This is a genomic window from Arthrobacter zhaoxinii, assembly GCF_024385505.1.
GTDB classification, from domain to species: domain Bacteria; phylum Actinomycetota; class Actinomycetes; order Actinomycetales; family Micrococcaceae; genus Arthrobacter_B; species Arthrobacter_B zhaoxinii.
The window spans coordinates 599,919-617,671 of sequence record NZ_JANFLT010000006.1 but is presented as its reverse complement, the minus strand read 5'-3'; the positions used below and the strand labels follow the sequence as shown (position 1 = coordinate 617,671).

The window sequence follows — 17,753 nt, the reverse complement described above, 5'->3', positions numbered from 1 at the left end:
GAACGCCCACCGCTCCGGCTCTCCCCCGCGCTACGCTGTGCGGATGAACGAGCAAGAGCATCCCGAAGGAACTCCCCGCCGCCTGACCGCACGGGTCACCGGCGAGGTACAAGGCGTGGGGTTCCGGTACCGCACCCTCCGGCAGGCCGTTCAGCTGGGGTTGACCGGCGTCGTCTCGAACGCGTCAGACGGATCCGTCCGGGTGGTGGCCGAAGGCAGGGAACCGGCACTGGACGGACTGCGGGAGTTCCTGCGCGGTCCGAAGGCACCGGGAGTGGTGGCCGGCGTCGAAGAATCCTTTTCTCCGGCTACCGGGGAATTTCCGAACTTCAGTGCCGAATAACCCTTGCCGGGTGCCGGGCAGTCCGCCGCAGCGCCGCCGCAGCAGCGCCGGTTAAAAGGGAAAACGCCGGCAGACATGGGGCTGGTTGGGGGAAACAACCCTTGTCTGCCGGCGTCCGGACCGGTCACTACTCGGTCCATTCATCACTCGCACCCTTATGAGGTACTAACGACAATAAACGGCCCGTCTGGGTAGGTGCTGAAGACAACCTGACAACTACCTGAGTACGTGACGGTTTTTAGGCGCTGGCCGCGGAGCGGTTCGATGCTCCGGAAGCGTCAGGCTGCGGCGTACCGGCAGTCTCCGGTGCTGCCCGCCCGGGCCGGGCCCGTGGCTAGGCCGCAGGACGGGGCGCCGGTCTGGCGCGGCAGGATGTCCTGCTGGGCGGTGCGGATGCCGGGAATAGTGAGTGCCTTCGCTGCTGCTGAATCCGCGGCCCCCGCAGGGCCCTTGGCCCCTGCGGCAGCTTCGCCGGATCCGCTCTTCGTGCCCTTGCCCCCGGATGCACTGTTCCCCGCCGCACCCGGCTTCTTTCCGCCGGTGCTTTTCTTCGGCGCTGTGCTGGCCTGGTTGCCCGTGCCGCGCGAACCGGTGTTAGTGGCAGGACGGTTCCTGCCGGCCTGCGCCTTGCTGGCCTGTGCCTTATTTGCCTGGGCCGGCTGGTTCGGGGCTGTTTTCTTCTGGCCGGCGGGCCTGCTTACCGCGGACTTGCCTGCAGCCGTCGGCTTAGCCACCATCCCGGCCGCGGCAACCGCGGACTTCTCAGCCGCCACGGCGTTCGTCATTGCCGCCGTGCGTGCCGCCAGAGCAGCAGCCACGTCCACGGCATCCACTGTCCGCGGCATCCGGACAGACGCGGCCGGACGTCCGCGGGGTGTGGCCGGGCGCAGCGCAGCCATGATTTCTTCGGTCGCTGACCGGGTAGTGTCCACAAACACGGCGGCGGCGTTGTCGTCGGGGGCGGCGACCACCCGCTGGAGCGCTGCCCTGGAAAGGACGCGGTAGAGAGCTGAAATAACCACCAGCAGAGCGGCGCCCGTGCCATAAAGAAGAATCAGCGAAAAGGCGAGTGAAGTGGTGCCGCCGGAAAAGAAGCCAACCCCGATTACGGCAGAAATCAGCCACAGCGTACTAAGAATGATCAGGATCGAACGAACCCGGAGGTAAAGCGGACGCTGCTGCACGCCGACAACTTTCGGCGGCAAGAAATCTGGCACTGAGACTGACCTTTCGAGCACTGCATTTTCGATGCATACACGTTTTGGCGGAAGGGCTTATGACTACAACTCTAGGCATATCCCGGGAATCTCCTGACCATACGCGCACACCTTGGCTGATTCGTTACGCGCCAATTGATGAGACTTTGGTCACACTTGGTGGCGGGCAGGGCTGAGGGCTTCCCGGGCACCGTTTTCGACGTCCTCGACAAGCAGGATTCCCGCTGCCAGCTCGGCGATGGCGGAGGATGTCTGGAACCCGTATCCGCCCTGTCCGACCAGCCAGAAAAACCCCGGGACGGCCGGATCCCAGCCCACGGCGGGCAGCCCGTCCGGCGTCTCCGTACGCAGCCCGGTCCAGGCGCGGGCAACCCCGGTGATGCCCATGGTCGTGACACTGTTGACCAGTTCCACGAGTGCCTGCACCTCCGTGTCGCGCGGCCGGGAATCCTCCGCCGCGCTCGGTTCGCGTTCCGACGGCGATATAAGTACCTGCCTGCCTTCAGGCCGGTAGTAGAACCGGTCGCAGGCGTCCGCCACCATGGGCGCCCCGGCATCCAGCGGCCGTTCAACGTCCACCACGGCGGCGGTGCGGCGGTAGGGCGTGAGCCCCTGGGGACGTACCCCGAAGGTTTCCGCGACGATATCCGCCCAGGCGCCGGCTGCATTGACCACCACCGGGGCCTCAAACCGCATTCCGTCAGCAGCGGCTTCCCAGCGCTGGCGGCCCGGGCTCCCCGTGCGCCGCGCCGCCTGCACTCGCTGGCCCGTGATGATGCGGCCGCCCGCTGCGGTCAGCCGTTCCCTGTGGTAGTCCAGCAGGGCATCGGTATTGCAGGCCACTGATGTGGTGTCCAGCCCTGCGGCTCTGAAAGCCTCCGGCCGCAGTTCCGGAGCCAACCCGAGTGCCTCGGCCGGCATCACCGGGTGCATATGGGCGCTCGCCCGGTCCCGCACCGGTTCTTCATCTCCGATCAGCAGGAAGCTCCGAGGCGCCAGAATGGGTTCCGGCAGCTCCGCCTCCGCGGCCCTGATCAAGGCCAGGGTCCGTACGGTCAGGTCCCGGATGACCGGCGGCCCGTAACTGGGGATCAGCTGACGGGCGGACCGGGAAGACGTGTGGTACCCCAAGGTCGGTTCCGCTTCCACCAGGACAACCCCGCCGCTGCTCCCCCGGGCCTGCGGGGACGCGGACTGCGGGGACGCCGTCTGCCCGGCCGCGGCCAGCCGTGATGCGACCTCGGCGGCGAGAGAGAGACCGGCTATTCCTCCCCCGATCACGAGGATGTCGCAGCAAATCTCAGCAGTCATGGGGAAATCCTTTCCAGCGTGAGGATGGTCGCGTCGTCGGCGTCCTCGCCCAGCTCTGCCTGCAGGGTCCGCAGGGCCAGCAGCAGCTCCTGGGCGGCGACCGGTGAGGCTGCCGCCATCAGAAAGCCGTCCGGCCCGTCCACGATGCCCAGTTCAACCGCCCGCCAGGCACCGTCGGAGGCAAGGACAACCCGCCGCGCCGGACCAAGCCGGACGGTGTGCGCCTGGTACGCGGCTTCAGGTTCCCGGCGGGCCACCCACAGCCGGCCAGGGGTGTTGCGCAGCTGCCGGTCCAGCACCCGCAGTTCGCGTTCCCGCACCGGGTCCGCCGAATGTTCGGTGCCGATCCGGATATCGGCCGGTTCGTGGGTGACATGGACCGATGAACCGTCCTCCAGTTCCACCACCGCATGGCAGTCCGCCAGTGCGAGGATCTCCACGCCGTCCCGCGTGAGCTGGGCCAGGCACAGCGCAGCGGAAGGAAACCGGATCCGTTCCTCCCCCGCCACCGTGCCGGCCAGCTGATCCATCCGGGTCAAGGCTTCCGCCAGCACCTCCGGAGCGGAGCACACGCCGGAGGCGGGACCGGCAGCCACCGCGGCATCGGTCAACAGCAGGTCCAGGTTCCGGGCATACCAGGCCGGGTCCGAAGGCCCGGGCAGTCCCAGCTGGGGCAGCAGTACGCTGGCACCGTCGATCACCCAGGCCGTGCCGGCCGCGTACCCGCAGGTATCTTCCTGCACGTGCCCGTCGCCTTCGGTGGAGATCCGGACAGAGTGCTTCCAGCTGCTGGCCGCCACGGGGCTAGAACCTTTCCCGGTCGCCGGTGAGAATTTCCATCAGTGTTTCCGAGCCCACCAGGTACAGTCCGGGGGCATCGTCGGAATTGGCCAGCAGAATGGTGGCCATGCAGACCGCCCAGCCGCGGGCCCGCTCCCAGACGTGCGGGTCGCCGTCGTACTGGCTGCCCAGGGCGGCGCGGAATCCGGCCCGGCCCTCGGCGTCGAACACCAGCCAGGCCGCGGCGAGGTCGGTGGCCGGGTCACCGGCGGTGAGGTCGCCGAAATCGATGACCGCCTGCAGGGTGTTGTCCTTGGCCACGAGATTCGCGGGGTGCAGGTCTCCGTGCAGCCACAGCGGTGGTCCGGTCCAGGCCGGGATGTCCTGGGCTTCGTCCCAGAGTTCCTGCACCCGGGCGGCGTGGGGCACCATGCCGCTGTTCAGCCGGCCCTGTACGGCTTCGTCCCGGCCGGACAGCGGTCCGCCGCGGACGGGGTTGCGGGGGAAATCCGGCGGGGCCGGACGGTGGAAGGCATTAAGGAAACGGGCCAGCGGTTCGGCCAGGGCAACGTTGCGGTCGCGGGGCGAGAGGGACACGTCCTGGCCGTCAAACCAGGCAGTGATGCTCCACGGCCAGGGGTAGAGCTCGCACGGTGCCCCGCAGAACAGCGGTGCGGAGGTCGATACGGGCACATCGGAGGTCAGCTGCGGGAGCCAGCGCTGTTCGTTGGCCGTCAGTCCGGCGGCGGTCCGTCGGCGCGGGAGCCGCACGGCATAGTCGGTGCCGAGCCGGTAAATGTAGTTGTCCCATCCGCTGGCGACCTGCTGCAGGGTCTGACCGCCCAGCTCCGGATGCTGCTCCTCCACGAGCTGCCGCACGAGGGCGGGGTCGGCGGCGATTTCAGCTGCGGGAAGGTTGGCCATTGCGCCAGCGTACCCGCCGGGTGTGCGGCGGGTCACCAATGTAAAGGACCCCGGCAGGCACAATGCCTGCCGGGGTCCCCCGTCAATCTCCGGGTACGTTAGCCCTGTACACCGAGACGTTCCAGGATCAGCTCGCGGACGCGGCCGGCGTCGGCCTGTCCGCGGGTGGCCTTCATCACGCCGCCCACGATGGCGCCGACGGCCTGGACCTTGCCGCCGCGGATCTTGTCCGCGACGTCCGGCTGGGCCGCAAGGGCCGCATCGATCGCCTCGAGGAGGGGGCCGTCGTCGGACACCACGGCCAGGCCGCGCGTGTCGATGACTTCCTCCGGGGTGCCTTCGCCGGCGAGGACGCCGTCGAGGACCTGGCGGGCCAGCTTGTCGTTGATTTTGCCGGCCTGGACCAGGCGGTCCAGTTCCACGATCAGCTCCGGCGTGACGCCGACGTCGACCGGGTCCACTTCGGCTTCCTTGGCACGGCGGGCGACTTCGCCCATCCACCACTTGCGGGCTACCTGCGCCGAAGCGCCGGCGGCAATGGTTTCCTCGATGGCTTCCATGACTCCGGCGTTGACGACGTCGCGGAACTCGGCGTCGGAGTAGCCCCAGTCTTCCTTGAGCCGCTTGCGGCGTTCGGCCGGCGGCTCGGGCAGGCGGGAGCGCAGCTCTTCGATCCATTCCGTGGTGGTGACCACGGGCAGGAGGTCAGGTTCCGGGAAGTACCGGTAGTCATCGGCGTCGGACTTCGGCCGGCCCGAGGTGGTGGAGCGGGTGTCCTCGTGCCAGTGCCGGGTCTCCTGGACAATCGAGTTGCCGGAGTCCAGGACGGCGGCGTGACGCTGGATCTCGAAGCGGACGGCGCGTTCGACGGCGCGCAGCGAGTTCACGTTCTTCGTTTCCGACCGCGTGCCGAACTTTTCCTGGCCGTACGGGCGCAGCGACACGTTGGCGTCGCAGCGGACGTTGCCCCGCTCCATCTTCGCGTCGGAAACTCCGAGGTTCTTCACGATTTCCCGGATGGCGGCCACGTAGGCCTTGGCCAGTTCGGGGGCACGCGATCCGGCGCCTTCGATCGGCTTGGTGACAATCTCGACCAGCGGAACGCCGGCGCGGTTGTAGTCCACCAGGGAGAAGTCGGCGCCCTGGATGCGGCCGGCTGCGCCGCCCATGTGCGTCAGCTTGCCGGCGTCTTCCTCCATGTGGGCGCGTTCAATCTCGACGCGGAACACAGTGCCGTCTTCGAGCTCGATGTCCAGGTAACCGTCGTACGCGATGGGGTCTTCGTACTGGGAGGTCTGGAAGTTCTTGGGTGTGTCCGGGTAGAAGTACTGCTTCCGGGCGAAGGTGCAGGTTTCGGCGATCTTGCAGTTCAGCGCCAGGCCGATGAGGATCGAGTACTCCACAGCGGTCTTGTTCACCACCGGCAGCACGCCGGGCATGCCCAGGTCCACCGGGGTGACGGCAGTGTTGGGCTCGTCGCCGAAGATGTTCGGGGCGTCGGAGAACATCTTGGTCTTGGTGTTCAGCTCCACATGGACCTCGAACCCCAGCACCGGATCGTACTTCTCCATGGCCTCTTCGAAGGACAGGGTTTCATCCTGGATATGGACGGACATTTACTTCACTCCTCCGAGTACGGGTGCCGAGGCCAGCAGCGGGCCGCCCCACTTCTGTTCCAGCATGCTCTCCAGGGCTGCGCCGGCACGGTAGAGGCGGATGTCTTCGCGGGCCGGGGCCAGGAACTGGATGCCGACGGGCAGCCCGTCGGACAGGCCGCCGGGGATGGAGATGCCCGGGACGCCGGCCATGTTGGCCGGGATGGTGGCGACGTCGTTCAGGTACATGGCCAGCGGATCGTCCAGCTTTTCGCCCAGCTTGAACGCCGTGTTGGGCGAGGTCGGGGAAATGAGCACGTCGGCCTGGGCGAAGGCGGCGTTGAAGTCGCGCTGGATCAGGGTGCGCACCTTCTGGGCCGAGCCGTAGTAGGCGTCGTAGTAACCGGCGGACAGGGCGTAGGTGCCCAGGATGATGCGGCGCTTGACCTCGTCGCCGAAGCCGGCGGCGCGGGTGGCACCCATGACGCGTTCGATGGTCAGCGGCGGCTCGGCGGGCAGCTCGCGCATGCCGTACCGGACGCCGTCGTACTTGGCCAGGTTCGAGGAGGCCTCGGACGGCATGATCAGGTAGTAGGCACCGAGTGCGTACTTGAAGTTGGGGCAGGAGACCTCAACGATTTCCGCTCCGGCATCCCGCAGCAGTTCCAGGGACTCGGTAAATCGGGCCTGGACGCCGGCTTCGTAGCCTTCGCCCTGCAGTTCCTTGATGACGCCGATCCGCATCCCGGCAACGCTGCCGTTACGGGCGGCGTCGGCCAGCGAACCCACGGGGTCCGTCAGGGAGGTGGAGTCGCGGGGGTCGTGGCCGCCGATGACTTCCTGCAGCAGTGCAGCATCCAGCACGGTGCGGGAGACCGGGCCGATCTGGTCCAGCGAGGAGGCCATGGCGATGGCGCCGTAGCGGGAGACACCGCCGTAGGTGGGCTTCACGCCCACCGAACCGGTGACGGAGGCCGGCTGGCGGATGGATCCGCCCGTGTCGGTGCCCAGTGCCAGCGGCGCTTCGAAAGCGGCGACGGCGGCAGCTGACCCGCCGCCGGAGCCGCCGGGGATGCGGTCCAGGTCCCACGGGTTGCGGGTGGGGCCGTACGCGGAGTGCTCCGTGGAGGAGCCCATGGCGAACTCGTCCAGGTTGGTCTTACCCAGCATCGGCATGCGGGCGGCACGGATCTTCGAGATCACCGTGGCGTCGTAGGGGCTCATCCAGCCCTCGAGCATCTTGGAGCCGGCCGTGGTGGGCTGGCCCTTGGTGACGATCAGGTCCTTGATGGCGATGGGGACGCCGGCCAGTTCGTGCAGTTCCTCGCCGGCGGCGCGGGCCTTGTCGACGTCGGCGGCAACCTGCAGCGCCTCGTCGGTGTTGACGTGCAGGAAGGCGTTGATGGCGCCGTCCACTTCGGCGATGCGGTCCAGGTGGGCCTGGGTGACCTCGACGGCGGACACTTCACCGGCAGCCAGCTTGGCGGCCAGCTGTGCGGCGCTTGATGTAATCAGTTCACTCATGGAAGCTTTTACTCCTCATCCAGGATGGCAGGGACCTTGAAGCGGCCGGCGGCATTGTCCGGGGCGCCGGACAGGGCTTCTTCATTGGTCAGCGTCTGCCCCACAACGTCTTCACGGAAAACGTTGACCAGCGGGATGGGGTGGGAGGTTGCCGGGATGTCCTCGCCGGCAACTTCGCTTACGGATTTGATCGAATCCACGATGACATCGAGTTCGCCGGCCATCTTGTCCAGCTCGTCGTTGGTCATCTCAATGTGGGCCAGCCGCGCCAGATGCGCCACAGCCTCACGATTGATCTCAGACATGAGTCTCCCATGCGTCTTTTAGGAACGTTTTTCGGCTTTACGCCGGTATCCGTTCCAGTCTACGGCGTTTCGGGGCAGGGCATGGAGGCCGCCGCCACACGCTGCCGGCACGCAAAAGCCGTCCCGGCGCCGTCGGGCACCGGGACGGCCGGGGCCGCGTACTGACGGAGAACTAGACCGCCTTGCGGAACACCCAGAGAATGTAGTCCTCGCCGGGAACGGTCCAGTCCCGCTCCGGAACGCGTTCAAACCCGCAGGACAGGTAGAGGGCGTGCGCGTTCAGCATGGTGGTCATGCTGGTGAGGCTGACCGCCTCGATGCCGTCCTTGTTCCGGGCGTAATCGACAATGGCGTTAACCATTGCGCGGCCCACTCCCGCGCGCTGGAGGGTCGGATCCACGGCGAGCATCCGGAATTCGAGTTCGCCTTCAACGGCGATGTCCGTGTAGGGCTGGCCGGCATAGGTGATGGCGGCGGAAGCTGCCACCTTGCCGTCGAGCTCGGCGACCCACAGCTCGGTGTGCTTGGCCCGGTCCTCGACGTTTTCCAGTTCCTTGACGTAGGGATTGTCGGCCTCGATGTGATTGCCGTGCAGGTAAGCCTCACGGGTAATCCGGCGGATGTCGTCAAAGTCAGCCTCGGTGGCAAGCCGGATGGTGATGCTCATGCGTGGTACGGATCCTTAAAGTCATGGTTGAAGTGCACGTAGATTCTATCGCCGCTCCGGTGGGTTTCCGGACGGCGGTGAGACGGCGCACAGCCTCTGACTCCTTCCTGTTGCTGAACTACCGTCGGCGGGCTGCTGCACACTCCACGCAGAAGCGGGTTTCGGGCCGGATTTCGAGCCGTGCCGCCGGGATCGCCGTCCCGCAGCGTTCGCAGATTCCGTAGCCGTCCGCGGCCAGGCGTTCCCGCGCCTCCATCAGTTCGATCAGTGATGCTTCCGCTGCGGCCAGCAGTGCTACTTCGTTGGCGCGCTCCACGGACACGGTGGTTCCTTCGGGATCGTGTTCGTCATCCGCCGGGATGTCCTTGGCTGCCAGCGTGACTTCACGGATCACCGCGGTGAGCGTGGTGATCTGTTCACGGGTGTGTTCCATCCGTTCGTCGATCAGGCGGGCAAAGTAGGCGGCGTCGAGTTCCGGCGGGGCCGTGGGTGCTTTCTTAGGCATGCGTTTTTCCTCCTGTGAGTCGGTGCTGCACGGGATGCATCGGGATAAATTATCCGGCTCCGGAACGGGGAAAAGGGCCTCCGGAGGCGGTCCTTTCCTCAGGGCTTAATCCCGGTAGGATTCGGGTCAGCTGTCCGAAATCCGGGGGAATAATGGTTGACACGGTCTACAACGAGCCGCGGCTCGTAGCTCTCTACGACGAAGACAATGCCGGGCAATGGGACACCGACTTTTACGCAGGTCTGATCGGCGATGAACCGCTCCGCATCGCCGACGTCGGATGCGGCACCGGCAGCTTCGCCGTGCGGCTGGCGCTGTCGGGCCACACGTTGACCGGCATCGATCCTGCCTCCGGCATGCTGGAGGCGGCGCGGGCGCGCGCCGGCGGCGAGCGGGTCACCTGGCTGCAGGGCACCGCTGTGGATCTGCCTCCGGGTCCGTTTGATGCTGCAGTGATGACCGGGCATGCGTTTCAGTGCCTCCTCACGGAGGCCGAGATCCTCGAAACCCTGACGGCTCTTCGGTCCCGGCTGGCCCCCGGGGGAACCTTCTATTTCGAGACCCGGAACCCTGTGGCGAAAGCCTGGCTGGAGTGGGACAGCGGCAATGCCGGCCCGTCGGTCTCTGAATCTTCTGCGGGAACGCTCGAGGTGGAATGGGAGCTGATCTCGGTGGAGGACCAGCCCGACGGCGCGTTGGTCACCTTCGAGGACCGTACCGTCTTCCGGTCCGACGGCGAGCGGTTCGTCAGCCGCAGCACGCTGAAGTTTATGCGGGCGGAGGTGCTGAAGGATCTGCTGGATCGGGCCGGTTTCCGCTCCGTGGACTGGTACGGAGATTGGGCGGGCGGTCCATTCGTGGAAGCGTCCAGCCGGGAAATCATTGTGGCTGCCCGGCGGTAGCCCGGGAGACGAGCCTCAGAATGGCGGTGCCTGCTCCTGCCGGGAACCGTCCTGCCCTGAATCCTTCGGTCTGGGATGTCCACTCCGATCCAATGCCGGACCCGGTAGGTCCAGTTCCAAAAAGGGATCGGTCCGGTAGACGCGTCCGGTCGGCGACGTCCACACAATAACTCCGGGGGTGGGCTGGCAGGCCTTCCAATAACCCAGGGTCTTGAACCGGTGGTGGCGTCGGCAGAGGTGTTCCAGGTTTCCGTGATCGGTCGGGCCGCCGCGGGCCCAGTCGGTCGTGTGGTCGATGTCCGAATTCGCGGTGCTCACCCGGCAGCCCGGGAACCTGCAGGTTCCGTCCCGCGCCCGGAGCCAGCGGCGGAGTCCGGCCGGTACCTTCCGTCGCCGTCCCACGCCCAGGATTTCTCCGGTCTGCGGGTTCTGGGCGAGTCCGGTCCAGCCGACAGCGTTCCGGGCGAGCCTGCGGGCGGCTTCGGCGCTGATGGGTCCGTAGCCATGCAGCTCTGCCGGCTGGTCATCGGCGCCGAAAAGTGTCTCGGCGTTGATCAGGACCATGATCTCGGCCCGCGGGACGGCACCGGAGTCATCGCAACCGGTCCCGCCAACATCTGCCTTTCCCTGACCCTTACCGCCCGCACCGCGGCCACCACCCGTGCCACCGCTGTCAACCCCGCCGGCCCCCGTTGATCGGAGGCCACCCATCAGCAGCTGAGCCAGGATGTCCGCACGCAGCTGATCCGTGGTCCGGCCATCGCCGGCTGCTTGTTCGCCCCGTGCTGCAGTGCTGAGCGACGTGTAAATGTGTTGGGCTTCTGCCGCTTGCAGATAGGCGGAGAGGCAGGACATGCCGTCCTCTTCCCGGCCCAGGATGACCTTGCGTTGCTCGAACGCGGTCAGATGCCGTTTGGCGATCGTGTCCGGAAAGTTCCTCTCGCGCAGCCGCCGGGCTTTGCAGACAAACTGGGCACGGGTCTGGCCTTCTGCAGCCTTCAGCAGGTCCGCCTCAAATTCCGGGAACTGCGTGGCGGGAACGTTCTGGCACTGATCCATCACCACCTGCGCGTGCTGGTACGAGAAGCGCCCGTCCTCCAGCCCGGTCAGGGTCGCCGTATGGGACGTGCAGAGGCTCATCGCTTCGCTAAGGAGCCGCTGCCCGGTGACCTGCGGGACGTTCAGGATGGCCGCGCATTCAGAAGCCGCGAGGCTGAACGCCATCCCGGGTTCGAGACTGCCCGACGCGGCGTGGAAATCGTCCCGGAAGATTTCCTGCATCCGATTCACCAGGCGGGCCTCCTGCGCCTGCACCCAGGACATCAAATGCGCCATCCGGGACAGGGCTACCCCGACCCTCTGCGCGTCAAAGGATTCGAGGTTCTGCAACGCCAATGTCCCGGTGAAACCGTCCGGGAAAGCGCCGGCATCCGGACCCATAAGGCCAGCGCCTTCAGGCTCTGTAGATGCGGTTTCTGCGTCGTCGGTGCCGGCCCCGGCGTCGGCGTCGCCCTCGGCAGTGGTGGCAGCGGAGGTGTCGGCACCCGCATCAGCGTTTGCGGTCCCAACAGGCTCGGAGGCAGTTAGTTCAGCTCGGTACACCGACAAAGTGCAGGCCGCACGGGGCGCATCCGCTTCACCGGCTTGCCCCTCAGGCTGCTGGTCTTCGCTGCACTGCTCTTCGGTTGTCCGTCCGGTGTTACCGAGCTGATCCATACCCCAAGAATTTCACCCGGCACTGACATTTCCGGCCCAAAAACAGCCCAAAACGTCCCCTCCGGAAAACCGGAAATACCCGTCTTTTGAACGCAACTACCTACCCCAAAGCAAGCCGCTGGCGGCGCTCGGAAAATGCTTAAGGCCCGACACCCGGCAGACCAAAGTCACGAGAAGTTGCCCAACGCATCCCGGAGCATCCGGTGGCCTTGTGCCTCAAATCTACGGTCGCCGACTTGGTAAGCCCACGCAGCAGTGGAGACAGCTTCCCGCAGCAGCGTTACGTTCCAGACATCACCGTCTCGGAAGTCCGTACCGTACCCCTCGAAAAAGGCAGCCTCCAGATAACTGCGGGACCTCCATTGCTGCACAGCCAAACGGCAAAGATCGGTCAGGGCCGGCCTGAAATCGTACCGGCCAAAATCGATGACCCTCAGCTCGCTGCCGTCCATGAGCCAGTTGCGGGGTTGCCAGTCGCCATGGGTCGGAACGAGAACCACCGGCTTGGGCCGATAGGCGCCGAGAATAGCCCTAACCCGGGCAATACGGGATTCGGAAATGCGGTGAGGCCTCTCCAGCCACGACAACGCTTTGCCCGTGGCCCGTGCCTCATAGTCGACGTCGGTACGCGCGGTTTGTTCATGGAATATCCGCAAAAGACAGCCGGCCTGCTGATAGGTGCCCGGGGCGTATTCAGCTTCGGTTCCCTCCACGAGGGACCCTTGCAGATACTCCGTGACCAAAATGTTCTCGGAACGGTCCGCGTGGACGAGCTTCGGCGCACGGTTCTGCCCGGACCAGACGCTTATCCATGACTCATGGGCGTCTATCTCACGTCCTATGTGGTGATTGGTGGGCCCGGCAGCTTTGACCACGTATCTGCGCTGCATGTCGGCTGCGTCGGCTACTTCGAGGACAGCCGTATCCAGAAGGTTCCAGGAGAGATCGGCAACGAAACTCACCCCCGGCAGCCAGGACTCGACAAGTTCAGCCTGCCGCGCACTCAGACGGTTCCGATGCCAGGCTTCCATCCCAGCAGACTAGCGTCCAGCCACCGCTAGCCCAGCAGCGCAGCCCCGGCAACCGTAACGGCGTCGAGCCGCTCGCCGTCATTGGCAGGCTGCGGCGGACGCTGAACCGGCACCCCGGCTTCCTCGGCAATCAGGGCACCGGCAGCATAGTCGTATTCGTTGAGACCGCGCTCGATATAGGCGTCCAGAGAACCGTCCGCCACCATGCACAGGTCCAACGCCGCAGACCCCAGCCGCCGGACATCGGCAAAGTCCCCGGCCAGCTGCGCCAAAGCCCCGTACTGCTCGGAGCGCACCGAAGCATCGTAGGAGAACCCGGTGCCCAGCAGCTTTCCGACCCGCTCCGGATCGGGACCGGTCAGCTTCCGGACGCTGCCGTGCTCGGCCAGCCAGGCACCGTGCCCGCGGGCCGCCGAATACACGCGCACCAACGCGGGAGCATGAACGACGCCGGCCAGCCACTCGCCGTCGTCGTTCACCGCCGCCACCGAGGTGCCGTAATAGACGATGTCGCGGATGAAGTTGGTGGTGCCGTCCAGCGGATCGATGGACCAGCGGATGCCGGAGGGATGCACCGGGACAGCAGGTTCGAACTCCTCCCCCAGCACTGTGTCGTGCGGGCGCAGGCGGGCCAGGACCTCCCTGACCGCAACCTCGGCCGCAGTGTCGAAGTCGGTGACCCAGTCGCCGTCGGCGCTTTTGTTCAACGGGTTCAGGCCGCCGCCGGCAGAGCGCCGCGCGAGCACAGCGGCACCGGCGGCAGCCGCCTCGCGTGCCACCTCGAGCAGTTCCAGCGGATCCGCCGCGTCGGGCAACGGCATCATTCGGACTCCCCGGCCGGCACGGATTCAGATACCGGCCCGTCCGGCACCGATCCCTCGGCCAGCAACGTGCGGAAGCCGTCTTCGTCGACCACGCGCACACCCAGCTGCTCGGCCTTGTCCAGCTTGGTGCCGGCATTCTCCCCGGCCACCACATAATCGGTCTTCTTGGAAACCGAACCGGACGCCTTGCCGCCGCGGGTCAGGATGGCTTCCTTGGCCTCGTCGCGGCTGAAGTTCGGCAGCGTGCCGGTGACGACGACGGTCAGTCCCTCCAGCGTCCGCGGCATGGATTCGTCGCGCTCGTCGGCCATCCGCACCCCTGCAGCGGCCCAGGCATCCACGATCTCGCGGTGCCAGTCCTCGGCGAACCATTCCTTCAGGGCGGCGGCGATGGTGGGGCCGACGCCGTCGACGTGCGCCAACTGCTCTTCCGTGGCGGCACGGATGGCGTCCATCGAGCCGAAGGCACCGGCCAGGGCGCGTGCCGCCGTCGGGCCGACGTGCCGGATGGACAGGGCCACCAGGACCCGCCACAGCGGCTGGGTTTTGGCCTTCTCAAGCTCGGTGAACAGCTTGTGCGTGGTGGCGCTGGGCACGGACGGCTTCTTGGCGGTGCCCTTGGTGTAGAAGTAGGGCACGAGTTCGGTGCCGTCCACCACGCCCTTGACCCGCTTCGGCCGTTCGATCCGCACGTCCGCCAGGTCTTCGATCTTCAGGTCGAACAGGCCGGCCTCGCTGGTGAGCGGCGGGGTTTCCGGCTCGGCCGGCGAGGTGAGCGCGATGGCCGCCTCCCAGCCAAGCGCCTCGATGTCGAAGGCACCGCGGCCGGCCAGGTGGAACACGCGCTCACGCAGCTGCGAGGGGCAGGACTTGGAGTTGGGGCAACGGATGTCCACGTCCCCTTCCTTGGCCGGCTTCAGTTCCGTGCCGCAGGAGGGGCAGTGGGTGGGCATCACGAAGTCGCGTTCGCTGCCGTCGCGGAGTGCGACGACGGGGCCCACGATTTCGGGAATCACGTCACCGGCCTTGCGCAGCACCACGGTGTCGCCGATCTTCACGCCCTTGGCCTTCACCACGTCCTGATTGTGCAGCGTGGCCATTTCCACCGTGGAGCCGGAGACCAGCACCGGCGTCATCATGCCGTAGGGCGTAACCCGGCCGGTGCGGCCAACGTTCACACGGATATCCAGCAGCTTGGTGTTCACTTCCTCCGGCGGGTATTTGTAGGCCACGGACCAGCGCGGCACGCGGGAGGTGTTGCCCAGCGCGCGCTGCAGGCCGAAATCGTCCACCTTGACCACAATGCCGTCAATTTCATGGGAGAGGTCATGCCGATGCTCGCCGTTGTCGGCGATGTACTTCAGCACTTCTTCGTAGGTGTCCAGCACCTTGTAATAGGGCGACGTCGGCAGTCCCCACTGCTTCAGCAGTTCGTAGGTTTCGGACTGGCTGGCAACGTTGAGTCCTTCGCGGGCTCCGATGCCGTGCACGTACATGCTGAGCGGGCGGCGAGCGGTGACTTCGGGGTCCTTCTGCCGCAGGGAGCCGGCGGCAGCGTTGCGCGGGTTGGCGAACGGCGCTTTGCCCGCTTCCACCATGGTTTCGTTGAGGTGCGCGAATTCCTTGGAGGGAATGAAGACCTCTCCGCGGATTTCCATTTCCGCAGGGAGGTCCTCGCCCTTGAGGGTGCGCGGGATGGAGGCGATGGTGAGTACGTTGTGGGTGATGTCCTCGCCCGTGGTGCCGTCCCCGCGCGTGGCGGCCCGGACCAGTTCGCCGTTGCGGTAGAGCAGGTTGACCGCCAGGCCGTCGATCTTGAGCTCGGTGAGCCACTTAATCTGCGCGCCGTGGGCAATGTTGGCAACGGAGGCCTCGGCCTTACGCACCCAGGCGTCGAGCTCGTCGAGGGAGAAGACATCCTCGAGGCTGTACATGCGCTGCAGGTGTTCCACCGGGGCGAAGGCCGCGGATACTTCGCCGCCCACTTCCTGGGTAGGTGAGTCATTGGTGACCAGCTCGGGGTGCAGCGCTTCGAGCTCTTCCAGGCGGCGGTACAGCCGGTCGAATTCTGCGTCCGAAACCAGGGGGGCGTCTTCGTTGTAGTACGCGAAGCGGTACCGGCGCACCTGCTCGGCGAGCGTCTGGTATTCCTCGCGCAGGTCCCCGGCGGGCGGGGTGTCTGTGCTGACCGACTCAACGGCGGCTTCGGTGTCCGTGGGTTCCGGGGATGTCTTGGCTGTGCTCACCTAACCAATCTTGCCCCATAGCGTGCGCCAGCGGGAGTTATGCGAAACGGGCGACGGCGGATGTCAGGGCCTTACGTCGGACCGCCCGCGTCCCGCATCCCCGGGTCGACTCATGACGCGTCGTCCTTACGCCAGCTCACGACGGATTCAATGTTGTGGACCATTTCCCCGGGCAGCCATCCGAAAACATGCGAGCGGTGTACCGGTTCGCCGGAAAATGTGGAAAACCCGTAACTGTCCACCAGTCGCTGTTTATCGGAACCGGTAACGACAGCGAATTTTCCTTCTGCATTCTCTGCAAGGATCTGCACCTGGTTCCAAGGGCTGATTTCCCCGGCGGTCCGCACGGCATGGATGTCTGAGACCTCCTCTGCAGGAACCCGAAGCGAGTGCCTGATACCGGGTATGGGGTACACGTTCCCCAGGTCGATAGTCATCCAACTTGCATCCGGGCGGTCTCCACCATGCTGAATAAGCAGAAGTGTCCCGTTGGATGGCGTCGTTGAATCCAGTTCAACTTCCTGGCCGTTCCACGTACCGTAGTCACCGGTCAACTTCACGCCGCTGGAACTCCACATAGCCAGAGAATATACCGCCGGCACCGTTTCTCCCGGAATCCGTTGTTCTAAGAAACAACAGTTTCCCGACGATCCGAAGTGCCCTCAGACAGCGACAAACACTTCCTACTTCTTCAGGTCCTTTTCTTCCATCCTGATGTCTTCCAGGTCTTCCCACAGGAAGGTCCCGACATATTCAGTCCGGTCGGCCATGACGATCTCGGGGATCTCTCCCCGCCTGACCTTCGCCTCCTGCTCCGGGTTTGTCCTAACGCGGGCGTGAACGATGCCGTTATTGTATCCACCCAAGTTGCATTCAATTCCGCGCCATATCGCGGTCACGCGAACATCAATCAGACGGTCAAGCGCCTCCCTCAGCACCTCCAGCTTCCAGTACCAGGGATGACCTGATTCATCCGTCTGCCGCGAGGGGGACCACTCCGCGCTCGGTGGCTCAAGGTCAAATGAGATGAGCGTTGCAGTCTCCCGCCTGAGTTTGGCGGAGAACCATTCACCCGCCACACCCCGTAATAGTGCGGGATCCGCATCCCATTCGGGAAGGTCTCCGGCGGACGGTTCTTGGCCGGCGGGGATGTTCCCTGCTCGTCATCACGAACCATGGCTGCCAAGCCCAAGCTTCGGAGCCAGCCATCCCGGAATATGTTCCGGATCCCGCGGGAACCTCTGCTGGTCTTGCTGATAGGACCGATCCGCAAGCGGGAAGCTCCAGTCCTCTTCCTCATCAAAGTTGTAGTGCGTTTCGGCATGGCCTTGGTTATCGAGGTGCATCTCCATCGAAAACCAGGTGCCGTAGTCCGGCCGATACATCAGCTTGCGCAACGGCCTCAACAGCGAAAAGGCGGCCTTCGAGTTTGCCCTCTCTTCGACACCATTACGGTAAACATAGGTCAGCGATTCCGTCACCTTGCCCGCAGAACGAGCCTCAAACTTCAGTGACTGCCAGCCACCCGGCACACCCTCGTCAAGAACACGGGCCAGATCCTTTTCCAGCTCCGTCCGCCGCAAAACCAGATCCAGACCCGCCAACTCTTCAGACACCGGCTACCCCCACTTGTGGTCCATGGACATCAGTAGCCACCCATCAAACCCACAGAATGGAAAACGGTCAAGGAAATCCGGTGGACAAATCCGGAGGCAATTCAGCCAACTTTTGGGACTGTTTCGTACCGGTCCCAACGGCGTCCGGGCACCCCGCCGCCGTCGGGGAGTGGAGGGACGCGGCCCGACTGCCGCAGCGCTTGCGGCGGTGCGGCCTCACGGTTAGGCCTAATGGTAGGTAAACTGC

At 65.6% G+C, this 17,753-nt stretch carries 18 protein-coding genes; 2 read left to right on the top strand and 16 right to left on the bottom strand.

Annotation, left to right across the window (positions count from 1 at the left end; all coding sequences use genetic code 11):
* Nucleotides 1–43: 43 nt before the first annotated feature.
* Nucleotides 44–343: an acylphosphatase gene (locus tag NNX37_RS14220; protein ID WP_255793372.1), complete on the top strand. Its 300-nt coding sequence runs from the start codon at nt 44–46 to the stop codon at nt 341–343.
* A 278-nt stretch (nt 344–621) separates the two neighbouring features.
* Here the strand turns inward: NNX37_RS14220 and NNX37_RS14215 are convergent, their stop codons facing one another.
* The 9 genes from NNX37_RS14215 to NNX37_RS14175 all read right to left on the bottom strand — a co-directional run bounded on the left by NNX37_RS14215 (nt 622) and on the right by NNX37_RS14175 (nt 9,171).
* The gene (locus NNX37_RS14215) at nt 622–1,560 is read right to left on the bottom strand and encodes a hypothetical protein (protein ID WP_255793371.1); all 939 of its coding nucleotides are present in this window, start codon (nt 1,558–1,560) and stop codon (nt 622–624) included.
* A 150-nt stretch (nt 1,561–1,710) separates the two neighbouring features.
* Entirely contained in the window at nt 1,711–2,871 is a 1,161-nt protein-coding gene (locus NNX37_RS14210; protein WP_255793370.1) for an NAD(P)/FAD-dependent oxidoreductase, read from the bottom strand.
* Nucleotides 2,868–3,671, bottom strand: coding sequence for a SpoIIE family protein phosphatase (locus NNX37_RS14205; RefSeq protein ID WP_255793369.1), 804 nt, complete (start codon nt 3,669–3,671; stop codon nt 2,868–2,870). Before NNX37_RS14205 ends, NNX37_RS14210 begins: the two co-directional genes overlap by 4 nt.
* Before the next feature lie 4 nt (nt 3,672–3,675).
* Nucleotides 3,676–4,575, bottom strand: a complete 900-nt coding sequence (locus NNX37_RS14200; protein ID WP_255793368.1) for an aminoglycoside phosphotransferase family protein — start codon at nt 4,573–4,575, stop codon at nt 3,676–3,678.
* A 98-nt stretch (nt 4,576–4,673) separates the two neighbouring features.
* The gene (gatB, locus tag NNX37_RS14195) at nt 4,674–6,191 is read right to left on the bottom strand and encodes an Asp-tRNA(Asn)/Glu-tRNA(Gln) amidotransferase subunit GatB (RefSeq protein ID WP_255793367.1); all 1,518 of its coding nucleotides are present in this window, start codon (nt 6,189–6,191) and stop codon (nt 4,674–4,676) included.
* On the bottom strand, nt 6,192–7,694 hold the full coding sequence (gene gatA / locus NNX37_RS14190) for an Asp-tRNA(Asn)/Glu-tRNA(Gln) amidotransferase subunit GatA (protein WP_255793366.1): 1,503 nt from the start codon (nt 7,692–7,694) through the stop codon (nt 6,192–6,194).
* Nucleotides 7,695–7,702: 8 nt separating this feature from the next.
* The gene (gene gatC, locus NNX37_RS14185) at nt 7,703–7,999 is read right to left on the bottom strand and encodes an Asp-tRNA(Asn)/Glu-tRNA(Gln) amidotransferase subunit GatC (protein ID WP_227924393.1); all 297 of its coding nucleotides are present in this window, start codon (nt 7,997–7,999) and stop codon (nt 7,703–7,705) included.
* A 172-nt stretch (nt 8,000–8,171) separates the two neighbouring features.
* On the bottom strand, nt 8,172–8,666 hold the full coding sequence (locus NNX37_RS14180) for a GNAT family N-acetyltransferase (protein ID WP_255793365.1): 495 nt from the start codon (nt 8,664–8,666) through the stop codon (nt 8,172–8,174).
* A 118-nt stretch (nt 8,667–8,784) separates the two neighbouring features.
* Entirely contained in the window at nt 8,785–9,171 is a 387-nt protein-coding gene (locus tag NNX37_RS14175) for a TraR/DksA family transcriptional regulator (protein WP_255793364.1), read from the bottom strand.
* 152 nt (nt 9,172–9,323) lie between these two features.
* On the opposite strand from NNX37_RS14175, the gene NNX37_RS14170 reads away from it, so the two are divergent.
* Nucleotides 9,324–10,073: a class I SAM-dependent methyltransferase gene (locus tag NNX37_RS14170; protein ID WP_255793363.1), complete on the top strand. Its 750-nt coding sequence runs from the start codon at nt 9,324–9,326 to the stop codon at nt 10,071–10,073.
* Between the two features lie 15 nt (nt 10,074–10,088).
* Here the strand turns inward: NNX37_RS14170 and NNX37_RS14165 are convergent, their stop codons facing one another.
* The 7 genes from NNX37_RS14165 to NNX37_RS14135 form a co-directional block, all read right to left on the bottom strand.
* Nucleotides 10,089–11,789, bottom strand: coding sequence for an HNH endonuclease (locus NNX37_RS14165; RefSeq protein ID WP_255793362.1), 1,701 nt, complete (start codon nt 11,787–11,789; stop codon nt 10,089–10,091).
* A 167-nt stretch (nt 11,790–11,956) separates the two neighbouring features.
* The gene (locus tag NNX37_RS14160) at nt 11,957–12,820 is read right to left on the bottom strand and encodes a phosphotransferase (protein ID WP_255793361.1); all 864 of its coding nucleotides are present in this window, start codon (nt 12,818–12,820) and stop codon (nt 11,957–11,959) included.
* A gap of 26 nt (nt 12,821–12,846) precedes the next feature.
* Nucleotides 12,847–13,644 carry an inositol monophosphatase family protein gene (locus NNX37_RS14155; RefSeq protein ID WP_255793360.1) on the bottom strand — a complete coding sequence of 266 codons (798 nt, stop codon included), beginning with the start codon at nt 13,642–13,644 and terminating at the stop codon, nt 12,847–12,849.
* Nucleotides 13,641–15,890: an NAD-dependent DNA ligase LigA gene (gene ligA, locus NNX37_RS14150; RefSeq protein WP_308206330.1), complete on the bottom strand. Its 2,250-nt coding sequence runs from the start codon at nt 15,888–15,890 to the stop codon at nt 13,641–13,643. The genes NNX37_RS14155 and ligA overlap by 4 nt, the downstream gene beginning before the upstream one ends.
* Before the next feature lie 110 nt (nt 15,891–16,000).
* Complete coding sequence (locus NNX37_RS14145; RefSeq protein WP_255793359.1) at nt 16,001–16,468, bottom strand: hypothetical protein; 468 nt, start codon at nt 16,466–16,468, stop codon at nt 16,001–16,003.
* 105 nt (nt 16,469–16,573) lie between these two features.
* Nucleotides 16,574–16,969 carry a hypothetical protein gene (locus NNX37_RS14140; RefSeq protein WP_255793358.1) on the bottom strand — a complete coding sequence of 132 codons (396 nt, stop codon included), beginning with the start codon at nt 16,967–16,969 and terminating at the stop codon, nt 16,574–16,576.
* An 87-nt stretch (nt 16,970–17,056) separates the two neighbouring features.
* Entirely contained in the window at nt 17,057–17,506 is a 450-nt protein-coding gene (locus tag NNX37_RS14135; protein WP_255793357.1) for a hypothetical protein, read from the bottom strand.
* Nucleotides 17,507–17,753: the final 247 nt, after the last annotated feature.